Annotated in this window: 35 protein-coding genes and 1 pseudogene; 34 read left to right on the forward strand and 2 right to left on the reverse strand. The window is 49.7% G+C overall.

Features of this window, described 5'->3' with window-relative positions; translation table 11 throughout:
* The 3 genes and pseudogenes from tuf to bfr form a co-directional block, all read left to right on the forward strand.
* A pseudogene (gene tuf / locus ABK821_RS23980) lies at nt 1–149 on the forward strand (elongation factor Tu); the annotation flags it as partial.
* 197 nt (nt 150–346) lie between these two features.
* A complete protein-coding gene (gene bfd / locus ABK821_RS23985) occupies nt 347–541 on the forward strand; it encodes a bacterioferritin-associated ferredoxin (protein WP_138361785.1) in 195 nt (64 codons plus the stop codon).
* 70 nt (nt 542–611) lie between these two features.
* A complete protein-coding gene (gene bfr / locus ABK821_RS23990; RefSeq protein ID WP_138361784.1) occupies nt 612–1,088 on the forward strand; it encodes a bacterioferritin in 477 nt (158 codons plus the stop codon).
* On the opposite strand, the gene ABK821_RS23995 is transcribed toward bfr, so the two are convergent.
* On the reverse strand, nt 1,072–1,554 hold the full coding sequence (locus tag ABK821_RS23995) for an A24 family peptidase (protein WP_138361783.1): 483 nt from the start codon (nt 1,552–1,554) through the stop codon (nt 1,072–1,074). The two genes, bfr and ABK821_RS23995, sit on opposite strands and share 17 nt — an antisense overlap.
* A 379-nt stretch (nt 1,555–1,933) precedes the next feature.
* On the opposite strand from ABK821_RS23995, the gene rpsJ reads away from it, so the two are divergent.
* The 31 genes from rpsJ to ABK821_RS24150 all read left to right on the forward strand — a co-directional run bounded on the left by rpsJ (nt 1,934) and on the right by ABK821_RS24150 (nt 16,752).
* Entirely contained in the window at nt 1,934–2,245 is a 312-nt protein-coding gene (gene rpsJ / locus ABK821_RS24000; RefSeq protein WP_001181005.1) for a 30S ribosomal protein S10, read from the forward strand.
* A 32-nt stretch (nt 2,246–2,277) separates the two neighbouring features.
* Nucleotides 2,278–2,907, forward strand: coding sequence for a 50S ribosomal protein L3 (gene rplC / locus ABK821_RS24005; RefSeq protein WP_138361782.1), 630 nt, complete (start codon nt 2,278–2,280; stop codon nt 2,905–2,907).
* Between the two features lie 10 nt (nt 2,908–2,917).
* Nucleotides 2,918–3,523, forward strand: a complete 606-nt coding sequence (gene rplD, locus ABK821_RS24010; RefSeq protein WP_000424395.1) for a 50S ribosomal protein L4 — start codon at nt 2,918–2,920, stop codon at nt 3,521–3,523.
* Nucleotides 3,520–3,822, forward strand: a complete 303-nt coding sequence (gene rplW, locus ABK821_RS24015; RefSeq protein WP_000617546.1) for a 50S ribosomal protein L23 — start codon at nt 3,520–3,522, stop codon at nt 3,820–3,822. Before rplD ends, rplW begins: the two co-directional genes overlap by 4 nt.
* Nucleotides 3,823–3,839: 17 nt before the next feature.
* Nucleotides 3,840–4,661, forward strand: a complete 822-nt coding sequence (rplB, locus tag ABK821_RS24020) for a 50S ribosomal protein L2 (protein ID WP_138361781.1) — start codon at nt 3,840–3,842, stop codon at nt 4,659–4,661.
* A 16-nt stretch (nt 4,662–4,677) separates the two neighbouring features.
* The gene (rpsS, locus tag ABK821_RS24025) at nt 4,678–4,956 is read left to right on the forward strand and encodes a 30S ribosomal protein S19 (RefSeq protein ID WP_001138117.1); all 279 of its coding nucleotides are present in this window, start codon (nt 4,678–4,680) and stop codon (nt 4,954–4,956) included.
* Nucleotides 4,957–4,970: 14 nt separating this feature from the next.
* Complete coding sequence (rplV, locus tag ABK821_RS24030; protein ID WP_002919773.1) at nt 4,971–5,303, forward strand: 50S ribosomal protein L22; 333 nt, start codon at nt 4,971–4,973, stop codon at nt 5,301–5,303.
* 17 nt (nt 5,304–5,320) lie between these two features.
* A complete protein-coding gene (gene rpsC / locus ABK821_RS24035; RefSeq protein WP_004106350.1) occupies nt 5,321–6,019 on the forward strand; it encodes a 30S ribosomal protein S3 in 699 nt (232 codons plus the stop codon).
* A gap of 12 nt (nt 6,020–6,031) precedes the next feature.
* Nucleotides 6,032–6,442, forward strand: coding sequence for a 50S ribosomal protein L16 (gene rplP, locus ABK821_RS24040; protein WP_002919759.1), 411 nt, complete (start codon nt 6,032–6,034; stop codon nt 6,440–6,442).
* Complete coding sequence (gene rpmC / locus ABK821_RS24045) at nt 6,442–6,633, forward strand: 50S ribosomal protein L29 (RefSeq protein ID WP_002919754.1); 192 nt, start codon at nt 6,442–6,444, stop codon at nt 6,631–6,633. Before rplP ends, rpmC begins: the two co-directional genes overlap by 1 nt.
* The gene (rpsQ, locus tag ABK821_RS24050; RefSeq protein WP_002919751.1) at nt 6,633–6,887 is read left to right on the forward strand and encodes a 30S ribosomal protein S17; all 255 of its coding nucleotides are present in this window, start codon (nt 6,633–6,635) and stop codon (nt 6,885–6,887) included. Before rpmC ends, rpsQ begins: the two co-directional genes overlap by 1 nt.
* 163 nt (nt 6,888–7,050) lie before the next feature.
* Entirely contained in the window at nt 7,051–7,422 is a 372-nt protein-coding gene (gene rplN / locus ABK821_RS24055; protein WP_002919748.1) for a 50S ribosomal protein L14, read from the forward strand.
* 10 nt (nt 7,423–7,432) lie between these two features.
* Nucleotides 7,433–7,747, forward strand: coding sequence for a 50S ribosomal protein L24 (gene rplX, locus ABK821_RS24060; RefSeq protein WP_000729187.1), 315 nt, complete (start codon nt 7,433–7,435; stop codon nt 7,745–7,747).
* 14 nt (nt 7,748–7,761) lie between these two features.
* Nucleotides 7,762–8,301 carry a 50S ribosomal protein L5 gene (rplE, locus tag ABK821_RS24065; RefSeq protein WP_001096202.1) on the forward strand — a complete coding sequence of 180 codons (540 nt, stop codon included), beginning with the start codon at nt 7,762–7,764 and terminating at the stop codon, nt 8,299–8,301.
* Nucleotides 8,302–8,315: 14 nt separating this feature from the next.
* Complete coding sequence (gene rpsN / locus ABK821_RS24070) at nt 8,316–8,621, forward strand: 30S ribosomal protein S14 (protein ID WP_138361780.1); 306 nt, start codon at nt 8,316–8,318, stop codon at nt 8,619–8,621.
* A gap of 33 nt (nt 8,622–8,654) precedes the next feature.
* A complete protein-coding gene (rpsH, locus tag ABK821_RS24075; protein ID WP_012908428.1) occupies nt 8,655–9,047 on the forward strand; it encodes a 30S ribosomal protein S8 in 393 nt (130 codons plus the stop codon).
* Nucleotides 9,048–9,059: 12 nt separating this feature from the next.
* Complete coding sequence (rplF, locus tag ABK821_RS24080) at nt 9,060–9,593, forward strand: 50S ribosomal protein L6 (RefSeq protein ID WP_138361779.1); 534 nt, start codon at nt 9,060–9,062, stop codon at nt 9,591–9,593.
* 9 nt (nt 9,594–9,602) lie between these two features.
* Nucleotides 9,603–9,956: a 50S ribosomal protein L18 gene (rplR, locus tag ABK821_RS24085; protein WP_000358960.1), complete on the forward strand. Its 354-nt coding sequence runs from the start codon at nt 9,603–9,605 to the stop codon at nt 9,954–9,956.
* 14 nt (nt 9,957–9,970) lie between these two features.
* On the forward strand, nt 9,971–10,474 hold the full coding sequence (rpsE, locus tag ABK821_RS24090) for a 30S ribosomal protein S5 (protein ID WP_004106339.1): 504 nt from the start codon (nt 9,971–9,973) through the stop codon (nt 10,472–10,474).
* A gap of 3 nt (nt 10,475–10,477) precedes the next feature.
* The gene (gene rpmD, locus ABK821_RS24095) at nt 10,478–10,657 is read left to right on the forward strand and encodes a 50S ribosomal protein L30 (protein WP_003863301.1); all 180 of its coding nucleotides are present in this window, start codon (nt 10,478–10,480) and stop codon (nt 10,655–10,657) included.
* Between the two features lie 3 nt (nt 10,658–10,660).
* On the forward strand, nt 10,661–11,095 hold the full coding sequence (gene rplO, locus ABK821_RS24100) for a 50S ribosomal protein L15 (protein ID WP_004106336.1): 435 nt from the start codon (nt 10,661–10,663) through the stop codon (nt 11,093–11,095).
* Between the two features lie 7 nt (nt 11,096–11,102).
* A complete protein-coding gene (gene secY, locus ABK821_RS24105; protein ID WP_138361778.1) occupies nt 11,103–12,434 on the forward strand; it encodes a preprotein translocase subunit SecY in 1,332 nt (443 codons plus the stop codon).
* A gap of 31 nt (nt 12,435–12,465) precedes the next feature.
* Nucleotides 12,466–12,582: a 50S ribosomal protein L36 gene (gene rpmJ / locus ABK821_RS24110; RefSeq protein ID WP_000868187.1), complete on the forward strand. Its 117-nt coding sequence runs from the start codon at nt 12,466–12,468 to the stop codon at nt 12,580–12,582.
* 146 nt (nt 12,583–12,728) lie between these two features.
* Nucleotides 12,729–13,085 carry a 30S ribosomal protein S13 gene (gene rpsM, locus ABK821_RS24115; protein WP_138361777.1) on the forward strand — a complete coding sequence of 119 codons (357 nt, stop codon included), beginning with the start codon at nt 12,729–12,731 and terminating at the stop codon, nt 13,083–13,085.
* Between the two features lie 16 nt (nt 13,086–13,101).
* Nucleotides 13,102–13,491, forward strand: a complete 390-nt coding sequence (gene rpsK / locus ABK821_RS24120; RefSeq protein WP_004138423.1) for a 30S ribosomal protein S11 — start codon at nt 13,102–13,104, stop codon at nt 13,489–13,491.
* Nucleotides 13,492–13,524: 33 nt separating this feature from the next.
* Entirely contained in the window at nt 13,525–14,145 is a 621-nt protein-coding gene (gene rpsD, locus ABK821_RS24125) for a 30S ribosomal protein S4 (RefSeq protein WP_004868345.1), read from the forward strand.
* A gap of 25 nt (nt 14,146–14,170) precedes the next feature.
* Nucleotides 14,171–15,160, forward strand: a complete 990-nt coding sequence (locus tag ABK821_RS24130; RefSeq protein WP_002438685.1) for a DNA-directed RNA polymerase subunit alpha — start codon at nt 14,171–14,173, stop codon at nt 15,158–15,160.
* A 40-nt stretch (nt 15,161–15,200) separates the two neighbouring features.
* On the forward strand, nt 15,201–15,587 hold the full coding sequence (gene rplQ / locus ABK821_RS24135) for a 50S ribosomal protein L17 (protein ID WP_001216372.1): 387 nt from the start codon (nt 15,201–15,203) through the stop codon (nt 15,585–15,587).
* Nucleotides 15,588–15,694: 107 nt separating this feature from the next.
* A complete protein-coding gene (locus ABK821_RS24140) occupies nt 15,695–16,063 on the forward strand; it encodes a DUF1992 domain-containing protein (RefSeq protein WP_138361776.1) in 369 nt (122 codons plus the stop codon).
* A 2-nt stretch (nt 16,064–16,065) separates the two neighbouring features.
* Nucleotides 16,066–16,491, forward strand: coding sequence for a Zn(2+)-responsive transcriptional regulator (gene zntR, locus ABK821_RS24145; RefSeq protein WP_138361787.1), 426 nt, complete (start codon nt 16,066–16,068; stop codon nt 16,489–16,491).
* Nucleotides 16,492–16,533: 42 nt separating this feature from the next.
* Nucleotides 16,534–16,752, forward strand: coding sequence for an alternative ribosome-rescue factor A (locus tag ABK821_RS24150; RefSeq protein ID WP_138361775.1), 219 nt, complete (start codon nt 16,534–16,536; stop codon nt 16,750–16,752).
* Here ABK821_RS24150 and mscL read toward each other — a convergent pair.
* Nucleotides 16,749–17,162, reverse strand: a complete 414-nt coding sequence (gene mscL, locus ABK821_RS24155; protein ID WP_138361774.1) for a large-conductance mechanosensitive channel protein MscL — start codon at nt 17,160–17,162, stop codon at nt 16,749–16,751. The two genes, ABK821_RS24150 and mscL, sit on opposite strands and share 4 nt — an antisense overlap.
* Nucleotides 17,163–17,247 lie beyond the last annotated feature (85 nt).

Genomic DNA, 17,247 nt, shown 5'->3' on the forward strand with positions numbered 1-17,247 from the left:
AAGGCGTAGAGATGGTAATGCCGGGCGACAACATCAAAATGGTTGTTACCCTGATCCACCCGATCGCGATGGACGACGGTCTGCGTTTTGCAATCCGTGAAGGCGGCCGTACCGTTGGCGCAGGCGTTGTAGCGAAAGTTCTGGGCTAATTACTCGTTAATTAGTTTTGAATTGAAAAGGGCGCTTCGGCGCCCTTTTTGCTATCCCTTATACCTACTCATCATAGAAAGAGAGTCATATTTAGTCGCAATTTTTATACGTATCTGCTGTATATAAACGTATTTCCTCTATTGTAATTATAACTATTCTCATTTACACTTTGCGCAGAAATTGAACGGGGGCGATTATGTACGTTTGTTTGTGTAATGGTGTAAGTGATAAAAAGATTCGTCAGGCTGTACGTCAGTTTCACCCTCAATCATTTCAGCAATTGCGTAAATTTATTCCCGTTGGAAATCAATGTGGTAAATGCATCCGTGCGGTGCGAGAAGTGATGCAGGATGAATTAACACAAGTGCCAGAGTTTAAAGAGACCGCCTGAGCGACACTTTTTTTTTGACATCCCGGTAGCCCCATCTACGCTCTAAGAGTGGAAGCGGAGGGACTATAAAATGAAAGGTGATGTTAAAATCATAAATTATCTCAATAAACTATTGGGAAATGAGCTTGTCGCAATCAACCAGTATTTTCTCCATGCCCGTATGTTTAAAAACTGGGGGCTCACTCGTCTCAATGATGTCGAATACCATGAATCCATCGATGAAATGAAACACGCTGATAAATATATTGAGCGTATTTTGTTTCTTGAGGGGCTCCCAAACTTGCAGGATCTTGGCAAGCTGGGAATTGGTGAAGATGTCGAAGAGATGCTGCAGTCAGATCTTCGGCTAGAGCTGGAAGGAGCAAAAGACCTGCGTGAGGCTATTGCTTACGCCGATACTGTCCATGACTATGTTAGCCGGGATATGATGATTGAAATTCTGGCGGATGAAGAAGGGCATATCGACTGGCTTGAAACTGAGCTGGATCTCATCGGTAAAATTGGTCTGCCGAATTATCTGCAATCGCAGATTAAAGTGGAAGACTGAGTATTCCCGCCAGAAGCGTTTGCCCACTAACGATAAAACCCGCAGTCGCCAGGAATGGCCCGAAAGGCAGCGGGTTTTTTAGTACCGCTTTTCCCCTCCTTATGAACAGTACTAACGTGAAGACACAGGCGAAAAGAGCAGCCAGAAAAACCAGAACAGGTAAGGATTGCCAACCGTGCCAGGCGCCCAGCGCGGCAAGGAATTTTACATCACCATAGCCAAGCCCTTCCTTGTGATATAGCCAGCGATAAATCCAGTAAAGAAACGCCAGTACCACGTAGCCTGCCATTGCGCCCCACACGGCTTCAGGCAGTCCTGCCGATAAACAGCACTGGTGATAAAGCAACCCACTCCACAGGAGAGGGCAGGTAAACCGGTCAGGCAGCAACCCGGTTCGCTGATCGGAGATCCAAAGCAGTATCGATAAAGTAAAATAGACAATCAGGAAGGGGAGGGCGGTTAGCATCGATTACTCCATCTAATACGTTGTGGCCACCATCGCGAAAATGATCGCGCAGCACAACGCAGACGTGATGTCGTTATGCGGTTCCTCCAGAAGAAAAAGCGCAAAGCAAAACCAGCGAACATATTGTGGATAGCGGCTCGCATTACCGGGCAGGTGATTAATATCTACGCAGCGCTTGCGTCAGTCTGAGATTTGCGTATAATGCGCGGGCCTGTCTTAATCGACGGTAGGTTCAATCTGAACCTTAGGTAGCCGATTTGGTTATCTAACAATGCTCCCAATCGGGGGGCTACGTAAGAACGGTTACACTCTCCCATCAATCGTAATGGGTTCGAGGAGTAATCATTTTCGTTTATAAAATAATTGGAGCTCTGGTCTCATGCAGAACCAAAGAATCCGTATCCGCCTGAAAGCGTTTGATCATCGTCTGATCGATCAATCAACCGCGGAAATCGTCGAGACTGCTAAGCGCACTGGTGCGCAAGTCCGTGGTCCGATCCCGCTGCCGACCCGCAAAGAGCGCTTTACCGTTCTGATCTCTCCGCACGTCAACAAAGATGCGCGCGATCAGTACGAAATTCGCACTCACAAGCGTCTGGTTGACATCGTTGAGCCAACCGAGAAAACCGTTGATGCTCTGATGCGTCTGGACCTGGCTGCCGGTGTAGACGTGCAGATCAGCCTGGGTTAATCAGGTCATCGAGCGATTGAGAGGTTGAAACAATGATTGGTTTAGTCGGTAAAAAAGTGGGTATGACCCGCATCTTCACTGAAGATGGCGTCTCTATCCCAGTAACCGTAATCGAAGTTGAAGCAAACCGCGTTACTCAGGTTAAAGATCTGGCTAACGATGGCTACCGCGCTGTTCAGGTTACCACTGGTGCTAAAAAAGCTAACCGTGTAACCAAGCCGGAAGCGGGTCACTTCGCTAAAGCTGGCGTTGAAGCTGGCCGTGGTCTGTGGGAATTCCGTCTTGCTGACGGCGAAGAATTCACCGTAGGTCAGAATATTAGCGTTGAGCTGTTTGCTGATGTTAAAAAAGTTGACGTAACCGGTACCTCTAAAGGTAAAGGTTTTGCTGGTACCGTTAAGCGCTGGAACTTCCGTACCCAGGACGCGACTCACGGTAACTCCTTGTCCCACCGCGTTCCGGGTTCTATCGGTCAGAACCAGACTCCGGGCAAAGTGTTCAAAGGCAAGAAAATGGCAGGTCAGCTGGGTAACGAACGTGTAACCGTTCAGAGCCTGGACGTAGTACGTGTTGACGCTGAGCGCAACCTGCTGCTGGTTAAAGGCGCAGTCCCGGGTGCAACCGGTAGCGACCTGATCGTTAAACCAGCTGTGAAGGCGTAAGGGGATAGCAATGGAATTAGTATTGAAAGACGCGCAGAGCGCGCTGACTGTTTCCGAAACTACCTTCGGTCGTGATTTCAACGAAGCGCTGGTTCACCAGGTTGTTGTTGCTTATGCAGCTGGTGCTCGTCAGGGTACTCGTGCTCAGAAGACGCGTGCTGAAGTCACTGGCTCCGGTAAAAAACCGTGGCGCCAGAAAGGTACTGGCCGTGCCCGTTCTGGTTCTATCAAGAGCCCGATCTGGCGTTCTGGTGGCGTGACCTTCGCTGCTCGTCCGCAGGACCACAGTCAAAAAGTTAATAAGAAGATGTACCGCGGCGCGCTGAAAAGCATTCTGTCCGAACTGGTACGTCAGGATCGTCTGATCGTTGTCGAGAAGTTCTCTGTAGAAGCGCCGAAAACTAAGCTGCTGGCTCAGAAACTGAAAGACATGGCTCTGGAAGATGTGCTGATCATCACCGGTGAGCTGGACGAGAACCTGTTCCTGGCTGCGCGCAACCTGCACAAGGTTGACGTACGCGATGCAACTGGTATCGACCCGGTTAGCCTGATCGCCTTCGACAAAGTCGTAATGACTGCTGATGCTGTTAAGCAAGTTGAGGAGATGCTGGCATGATTCGTGAAGAACGTCTGCTGAAGGTGCTGCGCGCACCGCACGTTTCTGAAAAAGCGTCTACTGCGATGGAAAAAACCAACACCATCGTTCTCAAAGTTGCTAAAGACGCGACCAAAGCAGAAATCAAAGCTGCTGTGCAGAAACTGTTTGAAGTCGAAGTCGAAGTCGTTAACACCCTGGTTGTTAAAGGGAAAGTTAAACGTCACGGACAGCGTATCGGTCGTCGTAGCGACTGGAAAAAAGCTTACGTCACCCTGAAAGAAGGCCAGAACCTGGACTTCGTTGGCGGCGCTGAGTAAGTCGGAGGAGTAATACAATGGCAGTTGTTAAATGTAAACCGACATCTCCGGGTCGTCGCCACGTTGTTAAAGTGGTTAACCCTGAGCTGCACAAGGGCAAACCTTTTGCTCCGCTGATTGAAAAAAACAGCAAATCCGGTGGTCGTAACAACAATGGCCGTATCACCACTCGTCATATCGGTGGTGGTCACAAACAGGCCTACCGTATTGTTGACTTTAAACGCAACAAAGACGGTATCCCGGCAGTTGTTGAACGTCTTGAGTACGATCCGAACCGTTCCGCGAATATCGCGCTGGTTCTGTACAAAGATGGCGAGCGCCGTTACATCCTGGCCCCGAAAGGCCTGAAAGCTGGCGACCAGATTCAGTCTGGCGTTGATGCTGCAATCAAACCAGGCAACACCCTGCCGATGCGCAACATCCCGGTTGGTTCTACCGTTCATAACGTAGAAATGAAACCAGGTAAAGGCGGTCAGCTGGCGCGTTCTGCGGGTACTTACGTTCAGATCGTTGCGCGCGATGGTGCTTATGTCACCCTGCGTCTGCGTTCTGGTGAAATGCGTAAAGTCGAAGCAGAGTGCCGTGCAACTCTGGGCGAAGTTGGCAATGCTGAGCATATGCTGCGCGTTCTGGGTAAAGCAGGTGCTGCACGCTGGCGTGGTGTTCGTCCGACCGTTCGCGGTACCGCGATGAACCCAGTCGATCACCCACATGGTGGTGGTGAGGGTCGTAACTTTGGTAAGCACCCGGTTACTCCGTGGGGCGTACAGACCAAAGGTAAGAAGACCCGCAGCAACAAGCGTACTGATAAATTCATCGTACGTCGCCGTAGCAAATAATTTTAGAGGATAAGCCATGCCACGTTCTCTCAAGAAAGGTCCTTTTATTGACCTGCACTTGCTGAAGAAGGTAGAGAAAGCGGTGGAAAGCGGAGACAAGAAGCCCCTGCGCACTTGGTCCCGTCGTTCAACGATCTTTCCTAACATGATCGGTTTGACCATCGCTGTCCATAATGGTCGTCAGCACGTTCCGGTATTTGTAACCGACGAAATGGTTGGTCACAAACTGGGTGAATTCGCACCGACTCGTACTTATCGCGGCCACGCTGCTGATAAAAAAGCGAAGAAGAAATAAGGTAGGAGGAAGAGATGGAAACTTTAGCTCAACATCGCCATGCTCGTTCTTCTGCTCAGAAGGTTCGCCTTGTTGCTGACCTGATTCGCGGTAAGAAAGTGTCGCAGGCCCTGGATATTCTGACCTACACCAATAAGAAAGCGGCTGTACTGGTCAAGAAAGTACTGGAATCTGCCATTGCTAACGCTGAACACAACGATGGCGCTGACATTGATGATCTGAAAGTTGCGAAAATTTTCGTAGACGAAGGCCCAAGCATGAAGCGCATTATGCCGCGTGCTAAAGGTCGTGCAGATCGCATCCTGAAGCGCACCAGCCACATTACTGTGGTTGTGTCCGATCGCTGAGACTCTGGAGACTAGCAATGGGTCAGAAAGTACATCCTAATGGTATTCGCCTGGGTATTGTAAAACCATGGAACTCTACCTGGTTTGCGAACACCAAAGAATTCGCTGACAACCTGGACAGCGATTTTAAAGTACGTCAGTACCTGACGAAGGAACTGGCGAAAGCGTCTGTATCTCGCATCGTTATCGAGCGTCCGGCTAAGAGCATTCGTGTGACTATTCATACAGCTCGTCCGGGTATCGTTATCGGTAAGAAAGGCGAAGACGTAGAAAAACTGCGCAAGGTCGTAGCGGATCTCGCTGGCGTGCCTGCACAGATCAATATTGCCGAAGTTCGTAAGCCTGAACTGGACGCTAAATTGGTTGCTGACAGCATCACTTCTCAGCTGGAACGTCGCGTTATGTTCCGTCGTGCGATGAAGCGTGCTGTACAGAACGCAATGCGTCTGGGCGCTAAAGGGATCAAAGTTGAAGTTAGCGGCCGTCTGGGCGGCGCGGAAATCGCACGTACCGAATGGTACCGCGAAGGTCGCGTACCGCTGCACACTCTGCGTGCTGACATCGACTACAACACCTCTGAAGCGCACACCACTTACGGTGTAATCGGCGTTAAGGTATGGATCTTCAAAGGTGAGATCCTGGGTGGTATGGCTGCTGTTGAACAACCGGAACCGGCTGCTCAACCTAAAAAGCAGCAGCGTAAAGGCCGTAAATAAGGAGCGTCGCTGATGTTACAACCAAAGCGTACAAAATTCCGTAAAGTGCATAAAGGCCGCAACCGTGGTCTGGCGCAGGGTACGGATGTTAGCTTCGGCACTTTCGGTCTGAAAGCTGTTGGCCGTGGTCGTCTGACTGCCCGTCAGATCGAAGCAGCACGTCGTGCTATGACCCGTGCAGTTAAGCGTCAAGGTAAGATCTGGATCCGAGTGTTCCCGGACAAACCGATCACCGAGAAGCCGCTGGAAGTTCGTATGGGTAAAGGTAAAGGTAACGTGGAGTATTGGGTTGCCTTGATTCAGCCGGGTAAAGTCCTTTATGAAATGGACGGCGTACCGGAAGAGCTGGCCCGTGAAGCATTCGGCCTGGCAGCAGCGAAACTGCCGATCAAAACCACCTTTGTAACTAAGACGGTGATGTAATGAAAGCAAAAGAGCTGCGTGAAAAAAGCGTTGAAGAGCTGAACGCTGAGCTGCTGAACCTGCTGCGTGAGCAGTTCAACCTGCGTATGCAGGCTGCAAGTGGCCAGCTGCAACAGACTCATCTGCTGAAGCAAGTGCGTCGTGATGTTGCACGCGTTAAGACTTTACTGACTCAGAAGGCGGGTGCGTAATGACCGATAAAATCCGTACTCTGCAAGGTCGCGTGGTTAGCGACAAAATGGAGAAATCCATTGTTGTTGCTATCGAACGTATGGTGAAACACCCGGTATACGGCAAATTCATCAAGCGTACGACCAAACTGCACGTACATGACGAGAACAACGAATGCGGTATCGGCGACAAGGTTGAAATCCGCGAATGCCGTCCGCTGTCCAAGACTAAGTCCTGGACTCTGGTTCGCGTTGTAGAGAAAGCGGTTCTGTAATACAGTACCTGCTCTCAACGAATAAACGGCTCAGTGATGGGCCGTTTATTTTTTCTACCCATATCTGATTTGCGGTGTTATAATGCCGCGCCCCCGATATGGGGCTTTTTTAACGACCTGATTTTTGGGTCTCAGTAGTAGTTGACATTAGCGGAGCACTAAAATGATCCAAGAACAGACTATGCTGAACGTCGCCGACAACTCCGGTGCACGTCGCGTAATGTGTATCAAGGTTCTGGGTGGCTCGCACCGTCGCTACGCAGGCGTAGGCGACATCATCAAGATCACCATCAAAGAAGCAATTCCGCGTGGTAAGGTCAAAAAAGGTGATGTGCTGAAGGCGGTAGTGGTGCGCACCAAGAAGGGTGTTCGTCGCCCGGACGGTTCTGTCATTCGCTTCGATGGTAATGCATGCGTTATTCTGAACAATAACAGCGAGCAGCCCATCGGTACGCGTATTTTTGGGCCGGTAACTCGTGAACTTCGCACCGAGAAGTTCATGAAAATTATCTCTCTGGCCCCAGAAGTACTCTAAGGAGCGAATCATGGCAGCGAAAATCCGTCGTGATGACGAAGTTATCGTGTTAACCGGTAAAGATAAAGGTAAGCGCGGTAAAGTTAAGAATGTCCTGTCTTCCGGCAAGGTCATTGTTGAAGGTATCAACCTGGTTAAGAAACACCAGAAGCCGGTTCCGGCTCTGAACCAACCGGGTGGCATCGTTGAAAAAGAAGCCGCTATTCAGGTTTCTAACGTTGCAATCTTCAATACGGCAACCGGCAAGGCTGACCGTGTAGGCTTTAGATTTGAAGACGGTAAAAAAGTCCGTTTCTTTAAGTCTAACAGCGAAACTATCAAGTAATTTGGAGTAGTACGATGGCGAAACTGCATGATTACTACAAAGACGAAGTAGTTAAAAAACTCATGACCGAGTTTAACTACAATTCTGTCATGCAAGTCCCTCGGGTCGAGAAGATCACCCTGAACATGGGTGTTGGTGAAGCGATCGCTGACAAGAAACTGCTGGATAACGCAGCAGCCGATCTGACAGCAATCTCCGGTCAAAAACCGCTGATCACCAAAGCACGCAAATCAGTTGCAGGCTTCAAAATCCGTCAGGGCTATCCGATCGGCTGTAAAGTAACTCTGCGTGGCGAACGCATGTGGGAGTTCTTTGAGCGCCTGATCACTATTGCTGTACCGCGTATTCGTGACTTCCGTGGCTTGTCCGCTAAGTCTTTCGATGGTCGTGGTAACTACAGCATGGGTGTCCGTGAGCAGATCATCTTCCCAGAAATCGACTACGATAAAGTCGACCGCGTTCGTGGTTTGGATATTACCATTACCACTACTGCGAAATCTGATGAAGAAGGCCGCGCTCTGCTGGCTGCCTTTGACTTCCCGTTCCGCAAGTAAGGTAGGGTTACTTAATGGCTAAGCAATCAATGAAAGCACGCGAAGTAAAACGCGTGGCTTTAGCTGATAAATTCTTCGCGAAACGCGCTGAACTGAAAGCTATCATCTCTGATGTGAACGCTTCTGACGAAGATCGTTGGAACGCCGTTCTCAAGCTGCAGACTCTGCCGCGTGATTCCAGCCCGTCTCGTCAGCGTAATCGCTGCCGTCAAACAGGTCGTCCGCATGGTTTCCTGCGGAAATTCGGGTTGAGCCGTATTAAGGTCCGTGAAGCCGCTATGCGCGGTGAAATCCCGGGTCTGAAAAAGGCTAGCTGGTAATTGTCACCAATTGAATCACGGGAGTAAAGACAGATGAGCATGCAAGATCCGATCGCGGATATGCTGACCCGTATCCGTAACGGTCAGGCCGCGAACAAAGCTGCGGTCACCATGCCTTCCTCCAAGCTGAAAGTGGCAATTGCCAACGTGCTGAAGGAAGAAGGTTTTATTGAAGATTTTAAAGTTGAAGGCGACACCAAGCCGGAACTGGAAGTGACGCTTAAGTATTTCCAGGGTAAAGCTGTTGTAGAAAGCATTCAGCGTGTCAGCCGCCCAGGTCTGCGCATCTACAAACGTAAAGATGAGCTGCCGAAAGTTATGGCGGGTCTGGGTATCGCGGTTGTTTCTACCTCTAAAGGTGTTATGACCGATCGTGCAGCGCGCCAGGCTGGTCTTGGTGGCGAAATTATCTGCTACGTAGCCTAATCGGAGGAAAAAATGTCTCGTGTTGCTAAAGCACCGGTCGTTGTTCCTGCCGGCGTTGATGTAAAAATCAACGGTCAGGTTATTACGATCAAAGGTAAAAACGGCGAGCTGACTCGTACTCTCAACGATGCTGTTGACGTTAAACATGCAGATAATGCACTGACCTTCGGTCCGCGTGATGGTTACGTAGACGGTTGGGCTCAGGCTGGTACCGCGCGTGCCCTGCTGAACTCAATGGTTATCGGTGTTACCGAAGGCTTCACTAAGAAGCTGCAGCTGGTTGGTGTAGGTTATCGTGCAGCGGTTAAAGGGAATGTAGTAAACCTGTCTTTAGGTTTCTCTCACCCGGTTGACCACCAGCTGCCAGCAGGTGTTACTGCAGAGTGTCCGACTCAGACTGAAATCGTGCTGAAAGGCGCTGATAAGCAGGTGATCGGTCAGGTTGCAGCAGATCTGCGCGCCTACCGTCGTCCTGAGCCTTATAAAGGCAAGGGTGTTCGTTACGCCGACGAAGTCGTGCGTACCAAAGAGGCTAAGAAGAAGTAAGGTAACACTATGGATAAGAAATCTGCTCGTATCCGTCGTGCGACCCGCGCACGCCGCAAGCTCCAGGAGCTGGGCGCAACTCGCCTGGTGGTACATCGTACCCCGCGTCATATTTACGCACAGGTAATTGCACCGAACGGTTCTGAAGTTCTGGTAGCTGCTTCTACTGTAGAAAAAGCTATCGCTGAACAACTGAAGTACACCGGTAACAAAGACGCGGCAGCAGCTGTGGGTAAAGCTGTTGCTGAACGCGCTCTGGAAAAAGGCATCAAAGATGTGTCCTTTGACCGTTCCGGGTTCCAATATCATGGTCGTGTCCAGGCACTGGCAGATGCTGCCCGTGAAGCTGGCCTTCAGTTCTAAGGTAGAGGTGTAAGATGGCTCACATCGAAAAACAAGCTGGCGAACTGCAGGAAAAGCTGATCGCGGTAAACCGCGTATCTAAAACCGTTAAAGGTGGTCGTATTTTCTCCTTCACAGCTCTGACTGTCGTTGGCGATGGTAACGGTCGCGTTGGTTTTGGTTACGGTAAAGCGCGTGAAGTTCCAGCAGCGATCCAGAAAGCGATGGAAAAAGCCCGTCGCAATATGATTAACGTCGCGCTGAACCACGGCACCCTGCAGCACCCGGTTAAAGGTGTTCACACGGGTTCTCGTGTATTCATGCAGCCAGCTTCCGAAGGTACCGGTATCATCGCCGGTGGCGCAATGCGCGCTGTTCTGGAAGTTGCTGGGGTTCATAACGTTCTGGCTAAAGCATATGGTTCCACCAACCCGATCAACGTGGTTCGTGCAACTATTGATGGCCTGGAAAATATGAATTCTCCAGAAATGGTCGCTGCCAAGCGTGGTAAATCCGTTGAAGAAATTCTGGGGAAATAAACCATGGCAAAGACTATTAAAATTACTCAAACCCGCAGTGCAATCGGTCGTCTGCCGAAACACAAGGCAACGCTGCTTGGCCTGGGTCTGCGTCGTATTGGTCACACCGTAGAGCGCGAGGATACTCCTGCTGTTCGTGGTATGGTCAACGCGGTTTACTTCATGGTTAAAGTTGAGGAGTAAGAGATGCGTTTAAATACTCTGTCTCCGGCCGAAGGCTCCAAAAAGGCGGGTAAACGCCTGGGTCGTGGTATCGGTTCTGGCCTCGGTAAAACCGGTGGTCGTGGTCACAAAGGTCAGAATTCACGTTCTGGCGGTGGCGTACGTCGCGGTTTCGAAGGTGGTCAGATGCCTCTGTACCGTCGTCTGCCGAAATTCGGTTTCACTTCTCGTAAAGCGATGATCACTGCAGAAGTTCGTCTGTCTGATCTGGCTCACGTTGAAGGCGATGTAATCGACCTGAACACGCTGAAAGCGGCTAACATTATCGGTATCCAGATCGAGTTCGCGAAAGTGATCCTGTCTGGTGAAGTCTCTCGTCCGGTAACTGTTCGTGGCCTGCGCGTGACGAAAGGTGCTCGTGCTGCTATCGAAGCTGCTGGCGGTAAAATTGAGGAATAAGTAGCAGATGGCTAAGCAACCAGGATTAGATTTTCAAAGTGCCAAAGGTGGGATTGGCGAACTGAAACGCAGACTGCTGTTTGTAATCGGTGCGCTGATTGTGTTCCGTATTGGCTCTTTTATTCCGATCCCTGGTATCGATGCCACTGTCCTTGCCAAACTGCTTGAGCAACAGCGAGGCACCATCATTGAAATGTTTAACATGTTCTCTGGTGGTGCTCTCAGCCGTGCTTCTATCTTTGCTCTGGGTATCATGCCGTATATTTCGGCGTCGATTATTGTCCAGCTGTTAACGGTTGTTTATCAGCCGTTAGCTGAATTGAAGAAAGAAGGGGAGTCTGGTCGTCGTAAGATCAGCCAGTACACCCGCTACGGTACTCTGGTATTGGCGATATTCCAGTCGATCGGTATTGCTACCGGTCTGCCGAATATGCCTGGTATGCAGGGCCTGGTCATTAATCCGGGCTTTGCATTCTATTTCACCGCTGTTGTTAGTCTGGTTACAGGAACCATGTTCCTGATGTGGTTGGGCGAACAGATTACAGAGCGCGGTATCGGTAACGGTATCTCAATCATTATCTTCGCCGGTATTGTTGCGGGACTTCCGCCAGCCATTGGCCATACTATTGAGCAAGCGCGTCAAGGCGACCTGCACTTCCTCCTGTTGCTGTTGGTTGCAGTATTAGTATTTGCAGTGACGTTCTTTGTTGTCTTTGTTGAACGTGGTCAACGTCGCATTGTGGTTAACTACGCGAAACGTCAGCAGGGTCGTCGTGTCTATGCTGCACAGAGCACACATTTGCCGCTGAAAGTGAATATGGCAGGGGTAATCCCGGCAATCTTCGCTTCCAGTATTATCCTGTTCCCGGCAACCATCACATCATGGTTCGGGGGCGGTACTGGTTGGAACTGGCTGACAACAATTTCGCTGTATTTGCAGCCTGGGCAACCGCTTTATGTGTTACTCTATGCGTCTGCAATCATCTTCTTCTGTTTCTTCTACACGGCGTTGGTTTTCAATCCGCGTGAAACAGCAGATAACCTGAAGAAGTCCGGTGCATTTGTACCAGGAATTCGTCCGGGAGAGCAAACGGCGAAGTATATCGATAAAGTAATGACCCGCCTGACTTTGGTTGGCGCGTTGTACATTACTTTTATCTGCCTGATCCCGGAGTTCATGCGTGATGCAATGAAAGTACCGTTCTACTTCGGTGGGACCTCACTGCTTATCGTTGTTGTCGTGATTATGGACTTTATGGCTCAAGTGCAAACTCTGATGATGTCCAGTCAGTATGAGTCTGCATTGAAGAAGGCGAACCTGAAAGGCTACGGCCGTTAATTGGTCGCCCGAGAAGTTACGGAGAGTAAAAATGAAAGTTCGTGCTTCCGTCAAGAAATTATGCCGTAACTGCAAAATCGTTAAGCGTGATGGTGTCATCCGTGTGATTTGCAGTGCCGAGCCAAAGCATAAACAGCGCCAAGGCTGATTTATTCGCATATTTTTCTTGCAAAGTTGGGTTGAGCTGGCTAGATTAGCCAGCCAATCTTTTGTATGTCTGTACGTTTCCATTTGAGTATCCTGAAAACGGGCTTTTCAGCATGGTGCGTACATATTAAATAGTAGGAGTGCATAGTGGCCCGTATAGCAGGCATTAACATTCCTGATCACAAACATACCGTAATCGCTTTAACTGCAATTTTCGGTATCGGCAAGACCCGTTCTAAAGCCATCTGCGCTGACACGGGTATCGCTGAAAATGTTAAGATCAGTGAGCTGTCTGAAGAGCAAATTGATTCTCTGCGTGAAGCAGTAGGTAAATTTGTCGTTGAAGGTGATCTGCGCCGTGAAATCACCCTTAGCATCAAGCGTCTGATGGACCTTGGTTGCTATCGTGGTTTGCGTCATCGTCGTGGTCTTCCGGTTCGCGGTCAGCGTACTAAGACCAACGCACGTACCCGTAAGGGTCCGCGTAAACCGATCAAGAAATAATCGGGGTGATTGAATAATGGCAAAGGCACCAGTTCGTGCACGTAAACGTGTAAGAAAACAAGTCTCTGATGGCGTGGCTCATGTCCATGCTTCTTTTAACAACACCATCGTTACCATTACCGATCGTCAGGGTAACGCGCTGGGTTGGGCAACAGCCGGTGGTTCCGGTTTCCGTGGTTCCCGCAAATCCACTCCGTTCGCAGCTCAGGTTGCAGCAGAGCGTTGCGCTGAAGCCGTAAAAGAATACGGCATCAAGAATCTGGAAGTTATGGTCAAAGGTCCGGGTCCAGGTCGCGAATCTACTATTCGTGCACTGAACGCCGCTGGTTTCCGCATCACTAACATTACTGATGTGACTCCGATCCCTCATAACGGTTGTCGTCCGCCGAAAAAACGTCGCGTATAACGCGTTCGTTTCCAGGTTTGTTGGAGAAAGAAAATGGCAAGATATTTGGGTCCTAAGCTCAAGCTGAGCCGTCGTGAAGGCACCGACTTATTCCTTAAGTCCGGCGTTCGCGCGATCGATACCAAGTGTAAAATTGAACAAGCTCCTGGCCAGCACGGTGCGCGTAAACCGCGTCTGTCTGACTATGGTGTGCAGTTGCGTGAAAAGCAAAAAGTTCGCCGTATGTACGGTGTGCTGGAGCGTCAGTTCCGTAACTATTATAAAGAAGCAGCACGTCTGAAAGGCAACACCGGTGAAAACCTGTTAGCTCTGCTGGAAGGTCGTCTGGACAACGTTGTATACCGTATGGGCTTCGGCGCGACTCGTGCTGAATCACGTCAACTGGTTAGCCACAAAGCTATCATGGTAAACGGTCGTGTTGTTAACATCGCTTCTTATCAGGTTAAAGCGAATGACGTTGTTAGCATTCGTGAGAAGGCGAAAAAGCAATCTCGCGTGAAAGCCGCTCTGGAGCTGGCTGAGCAGCGTGAAAAGCCAACCTGGCTGGAAGTTGATGCTGGCAAGATGGAAGGTACGTTTAAGCGTCAGCCTGAGCGTTCTGATCTGTCTGCGGACATTAACGAACACCTGATCGTCGAGCTTTACTCTAAGTAAAGCTTAGTACCAAAGAGAGGACACAATGCAGGGTTCTGTGACAGAGTTTCTAAAACCGCGCCTGGTCGATATCGAGCAAGTGAGTTCGACGCACGCCAAGGTGACCCTTGAACCTTTAGAGCGTGGCTTCGGCCATACTCTGGGTAACGCACTGCGCCGTATTCTGCTCTCATCGATGCCGGGTTGCGCGGTGACCGAGGTTGAGATTGATGGTGTACTTCATGAGTACAGCACCAAAGAAGGCGTTCAGGAAGATATCCTTGAAATCCTGCTCAACCTGAAAGGGCTGGCGGTGAGAGTTCAGGGTAAAGATGAAGTCATCCTTACTTTGAACAAATCTGGCATTGGCCCTGTGACCGCAGCCGACATTACCCATGACGGGGATGTCGAAATCGTCAAGCCGCAACATGTGATCTGCCACCTGACCGATGAGAACGCGTCTATTAGCATGCGTATCAAGGTTCAGCGCGGTCGCGGTTATGTGCCGGCTTCTGCCCGAATTCATTCGGAAGAAGATGAGCGCCCAATCGGCCGTCTGCTGGTCGACGCATGCTACAGCCCTGTAGAGCGTATTGCCTACAATGTTGAAGCAGCGCGTGTAGAACAGCGTACCGACCTGGACAAGCTGGTCATCGAAATGGAAACCAACGGCACAATCGATCCTGAAGAGGCGATTCGTCGTGCGGCAACCATCCTGGCAGAACAACTGGAAGCTTTCGTTGACTTACGTGATGTACGTCAGCCGGAAGTGAAAGAAGAGAAACCAGAATTCGATCCGATCCTGCTGCGCCCTGTTGACGATCTCGAATTGACTGTCCGCTCTGCTAACTGCCTCAAGGCAGAAGCTATCCACTATATCGGTGATCTGGTACAGCGTACCGAGGTTGAGTTGCTGAAAACGCCGAACCTGGGTAAAAAATCTCTTACTGAGATTAAAGACGTGCTGGCTTCTCGTGGTCTGTCACTGGGCATGCGCCTGGAAAACTGGCCACCGGCAAGCATTGCTGACGAGTAACCGGATCACAGGTTAAGGTTTTACTGAGAAGGATAAGGTCATGCGCCATCGTAAGAGTGGTCGTCAACTGAACCGCAACAGCAGCCATCGCCAGGCTATGTTCCGTAACATGGCTGGTTCGCTGGTTCGTCATGAAATCATCAAGACGACCCTGCCGAAAGCGAAAGAACTGCGTCGCGTAGTTGAGCCGCTGATTACTCTTGCCAAGACTGATAGCGTTGCTAATCGTCGTCTGGCATTCGCCCGTACTCGTGATAATGAGATCGTGGCAAAACTGTTTAACGAGCTGGGCCCGCGTTTCGCGAGCCGCGCCGGTGGTTACACTCGCATTCTGAAGTGTGGCTTCCGCGCAGGCGACAATGCACCGATGGCATACATCGAGCTGGTTGATCGCTCTGAATCGAAAGCAGAAGCTGCTGCAGAGTAATCTACAGTAACGTAAAAAAACCCGCTCCGGCGGGTTTTTTTATATCCACAGAAGCTGTGCTTCACTACAATACCTGTATTATTTTTGTTCATCCTCGGAGCCGTGTCATGTGGTTACTGGATCAGTGGGCAGAGCGCCATATCCTTGATGCTCAGAACAAAGGTGAATTTGATAATCTTGCTGGTTGCGGGGAACCGTTAACCCTGGATGATGATTCGCATGTCCCTCCTGAGCTGCGGGCTGGTTATCGCTTACTTAAAAACGCGGGATGTTTACCTCCTGAACTGGAGCAGAGAAAAGAAGCCGTTGAGCTTGCTGACTTACTTAAAACGGTTCAGGAAAACGATAGCCGATATACGGAATTGAGTCGCCGCTTGTTATTACTTGAGTTAAAGCTTCGCCAGGCTGGGCTGAACACTGATTTCTTGCGCGGTGATTATGCGGATCGATTGCTGGATAAAATTAACGAGAGGTAATGATGTATCGCATCGGTGAACTGGCAAAGCTGGCTGATGTTACGCCTGATACCATCCGTTACTATGAAAAGCAGCAGATGATGGATCATGATGTGCGTACAGAAGGGGGATTTCGCCTTTATTCAGACAATGATCTGCAAAGGCTTCGGTTTATTCGTTATGCCAGGCAGTTGGGCTTTACTCTGGAATCGATCCGCGAGCTACTTTCGATCCGTATTGATCCAGAGCATCATACCTGTCAGGAGTCAAAAGGGATCGTCCAGGCGCGTTTAAATGACGTTGAATCACGTATCGCAGAGTTGGAAACTATGCGTCGTTCACTGCAGCGTCTCAATGATGCCTGCTGTGGAACAGCCCACAGTAGTGTGTACTGTTCAATTCTCGAAGCGCTGGAACAAGGAGCAAACAGCCCACACAGAGAACGTTGATTTATGCCGTGTGGATCATAGTCGTATTAATCTGGAGAGTTTATGAGTCGTTATCAGCATACCAAAGGACAAATACAAAATAATGCCATCGAAGCGCTTCTTCATGACCCGTTATTCAGGCAGCGAGTTGAGAAGAATAAAAAGGGAAAAGGAAGCTATAAGCGTAAGGACAAACATGTGGGGCGTAATGACCGGGAGGCCAGTGGCAAGAGCGTGAATCACTTTTTTACCACTGGCCTTCTGCTTTTATCGTCTGATTAAGAACGATTGTTCTGTTCTTTTAGCAGGTCACGAATTTCGCTCAGTAGCACTTCTTCTTTTGACGGAGCTGGCGGTGTAGCCGGAGCCTCTTCTTTTTTCCGATTCAGTTTGTTCATCAGTTTGATTGCCATAAAAATTGCAAATGCCACAATGACAAAATCAAAGATGTTCTGGATAAATACTCCGTAATGCATCACGACAGCAGGAACATCCCCCTGCGCATCCCGAAGCGTAACGGCAAATTGTTTAAAATCGATCCCTCCAATCAGCAAGCCGAGCGGCGGCATAATAATATCGGCAACCAATGACGAGACGATTTTACCAAATGCGGCACCAATTATGACACCGACCGCCAGATCGACAACATTGCCGCGCATCGCAAATTCGCGAAATTCTTTCAAAAAACTCATTCTATTCTCCTTGAGCCAGCTAACACTAATAAGTTTACCAAATGTATCTCTATTTTCCATTCTCAAGAAATAATTGCCGAAAAAT

Source organism: Klebsiella sp. KE9456 (genome assembly GCF_043832615.1).
In the GTDB taxonomy this organism is placed as follows: Bacteria; Pseudomonadota; Gammaproteobacteria; order Enterobacterales; family Enterobacteriaceae; genus Klebsiella; species Klebsiella indica.

Bases quoted from the DNA above. Each gene is read 5' to 3' on its own strand.
- rpsH (WP_012908428.1), top strand. From the start codon at position 8,655: ATGAGCATGCAAGATCCGATCGCGGATATGCTGACCCGTATCCGTAAC.
- zntR (WP_138361787.1), top strand. From the start codon at position 16,066: ATGTATCGCATCGGTGAACTGGCAAAGCTGGCTGATGTTACGCCTGAT.
- rpmC (WP_002919754.1), top strand. From the start codon at position 6,442: ATGAAAGCAAAAGAGCTGCGTGAAAAAAGCGTTGAAGAGCTGAACGCT.
- rpsC (WP_004106350.1), top strand. From the start codon at position 5,321: ATGGGTCAGAAAGTACATCCTAATGGTATTCGCCTGGGTATTGTAAAA.
- rplE (WP_001096202.1), top strand. From the start codon at position 7,762: ATGGCGAAACTGCATGATTACTACAAAGACGAAGTAGTTAAAAAACTC.
- secY (WP_138361778.1), top strand. From the start codon at position 11,103: ATGGCTAAGCAACCAGGATTAGATTTTCAAAGTGCCAAAGGTGGGATT.
- rplF (WP_138361779.1), top strand. From the start codon at position 9,060: ATGTCTCGTGTTGCTAAAGCACCGGTCGTTGTTCCTGCCGGCGTTGAT.
- rplO (WP_004106336.1), top strand. From the start codon at position 10,661: ATGCGTTTAAATACTCTGTCTCCGGCCGAAGGCTCCAAAAAGGCGGGT.
- rplB (WP_138361781.1), top strand. From the start codon at position 3,840: ATGGCAGTTGTTAAATGTAAACCGACATCTCCGGGTCGTCGCCACGTT.
- rpsN (WP_138361780.1), top strand. From the start codon at position 8,316: ATGGCTAAGCAATCAATGAAAGCACGCGAAGTAAAACGCGTGGCTTTA.
- ABK821_RS23995 (WP_138361783.1), bottom strand. From the start codon at position 1,554: ATGCTAACCGCCCTCCCCTTCCTGATTGTCTATTTTACTTTATCGATA.
- ABK821_RS24150 (WP_138361775.1), top strand. From the start codon at position 16,534: ATGAGTCGTTATCAGCATACCAAAGGACAAATACAAAATAATGCCATC.
- rplV (WP_002919773.1), top strand. From the start codon at position 4,971: ATGGAAACTTTAGCTCAACATCGCCATGCTCGTTCTTCTGCTCAGAAG.
- rpsD (WP_004868345.1), top strand. From the start codon at position 13,525: ATGGCAAGATATTTGGGTCCTAAGCTCAAGCTGAGCCGTCGTGAAGGC.
- rpsJ (WP_001181005.1), top strand. From the start codon at position 1,934: ATGCAGAACCAAAGAATCCGTATCCGCCTGAAAGCGTTTGATCATCGT.
- rpsK (WP_004138423.1), top strand. From the start codon at position 13,102: ATGGCAAAGGCACCAGTTCGTGCACGTAAACGTGTAAGAAAACAAGTC.
- rpsQ (WP_002919751.1), top strand. From the start codon at position 6,633: ATGACCGATAAAATCCGTACTCTGCAAGGTCGCGTGGTTAGCGACAAA.
- rplD (WP_000424395.1), top strand. From the start codon at position 2,918: ATGGAATTAGTATTGAAAGACGCGCAGAGCGCGCTGACTGTTTCCGAA.
- bfr (WP_138361784.1), top strand. From the start codon at position 612: ATGAAAGGTGATGTTAAAATCATAAATTATCTCAATAAACTATTGGGA.
- ABK821_RS24130 (WP_002438685.1), top strand. From the start codon at position 14,171: ATGCAGGGTTCTGTGACAGAGTTTCTAAAACCGCGCCTGGTCGATATC.
- rpsE (WP_004106339.1), top strand. From the start codon at position 9,971: ATGGCTCACATCGAAAAACAAGCTGGCGAACTGCAGGAAAAGCTGATC.
- rplQ (WP_001216372.1), top strand. From the start codon at position 15,201: ATGCGCCATCGTAAGAGTGGTCGTCAACTGAACCGCAACAGCAGCCAT.
- rplN (WP_002919748.1), top strand. From the start codon at position 7,051: ATGATCCAAGAACAGACTATGCTGAACGTCGCCGACAACTCCGGTGCA.
- rpmJ (WP_000868187.1), top strand. From the start codon at position 12,466: ATGAAAGTTCGTGCTTCCGTCAAGAAATTATGCCGTAACTGCAAAATC.
- ABK821_RS24140 (WP_138361776.1), top strand. From the start codon at position 15,695: ATGTGGTTACTGGATCAGTGGGCAGAGCGCCATATCCTTGATGCTCAG.
- rplX (WP_000729187.1), top strand. From the start codon at position 7,433: ATGGCAGCGAAAATCCGTCGTGATGACGAAGTTATCGTGTTAACCGGT.
- bfd (WP_138361785.1), top strand. From the start codon at position 347: ATGTACGTTTGTTTGTGTAATGGTGTAAGTGATAAAAAGATTCGTCAG.
- rplW (WP_000617546.1), top strand. From the start codon at position 3,520: ATGATTCGTGAAGAACGTCTGCTGAAGGTGCTGCGCGCACCGCACGTT.
- rplP (WP_002919759.1), top strand. From the start codon at position 6,032: ATGTTACAACCAAAGCGTACAAAATTCCGTAAAGTGCATAAAGGCCGC.
- rplR (WP_000358960.1), top strand. From the start codon at position 9,603: ATGGATAAGAAATCTGCTCGTATCCGTCGTGCGACCCGCGCACGCCGC.
- rpmD (WP_003863301.1), top strand. From the start codon at position 10,478: ATGGCAAAGACTATTAAAATTACTCAAACCCGCAGTGCAATCGGTCGT.
- rpsS (WP_001138117.1), top strand. From the start codon at position 4,678: ATGCCACGTTCTCTCAAGAAAGGTCCTTTTATTGACCTGCACTTGCTG.
- rplC (WP_138361782.1), top strand. From the start codon at position 2,278: ATGATTGGTTTAGTCGGTAAAAAAGTGGGTATGACCCGCATCTTCACT.
- mscL (WP_138361774.1), bottom strand. From the start codon at position 17,162: ATGAGTTTTTTGAAAGAATTTCGCGAATTTGCGATGCGCGGCAATGTT.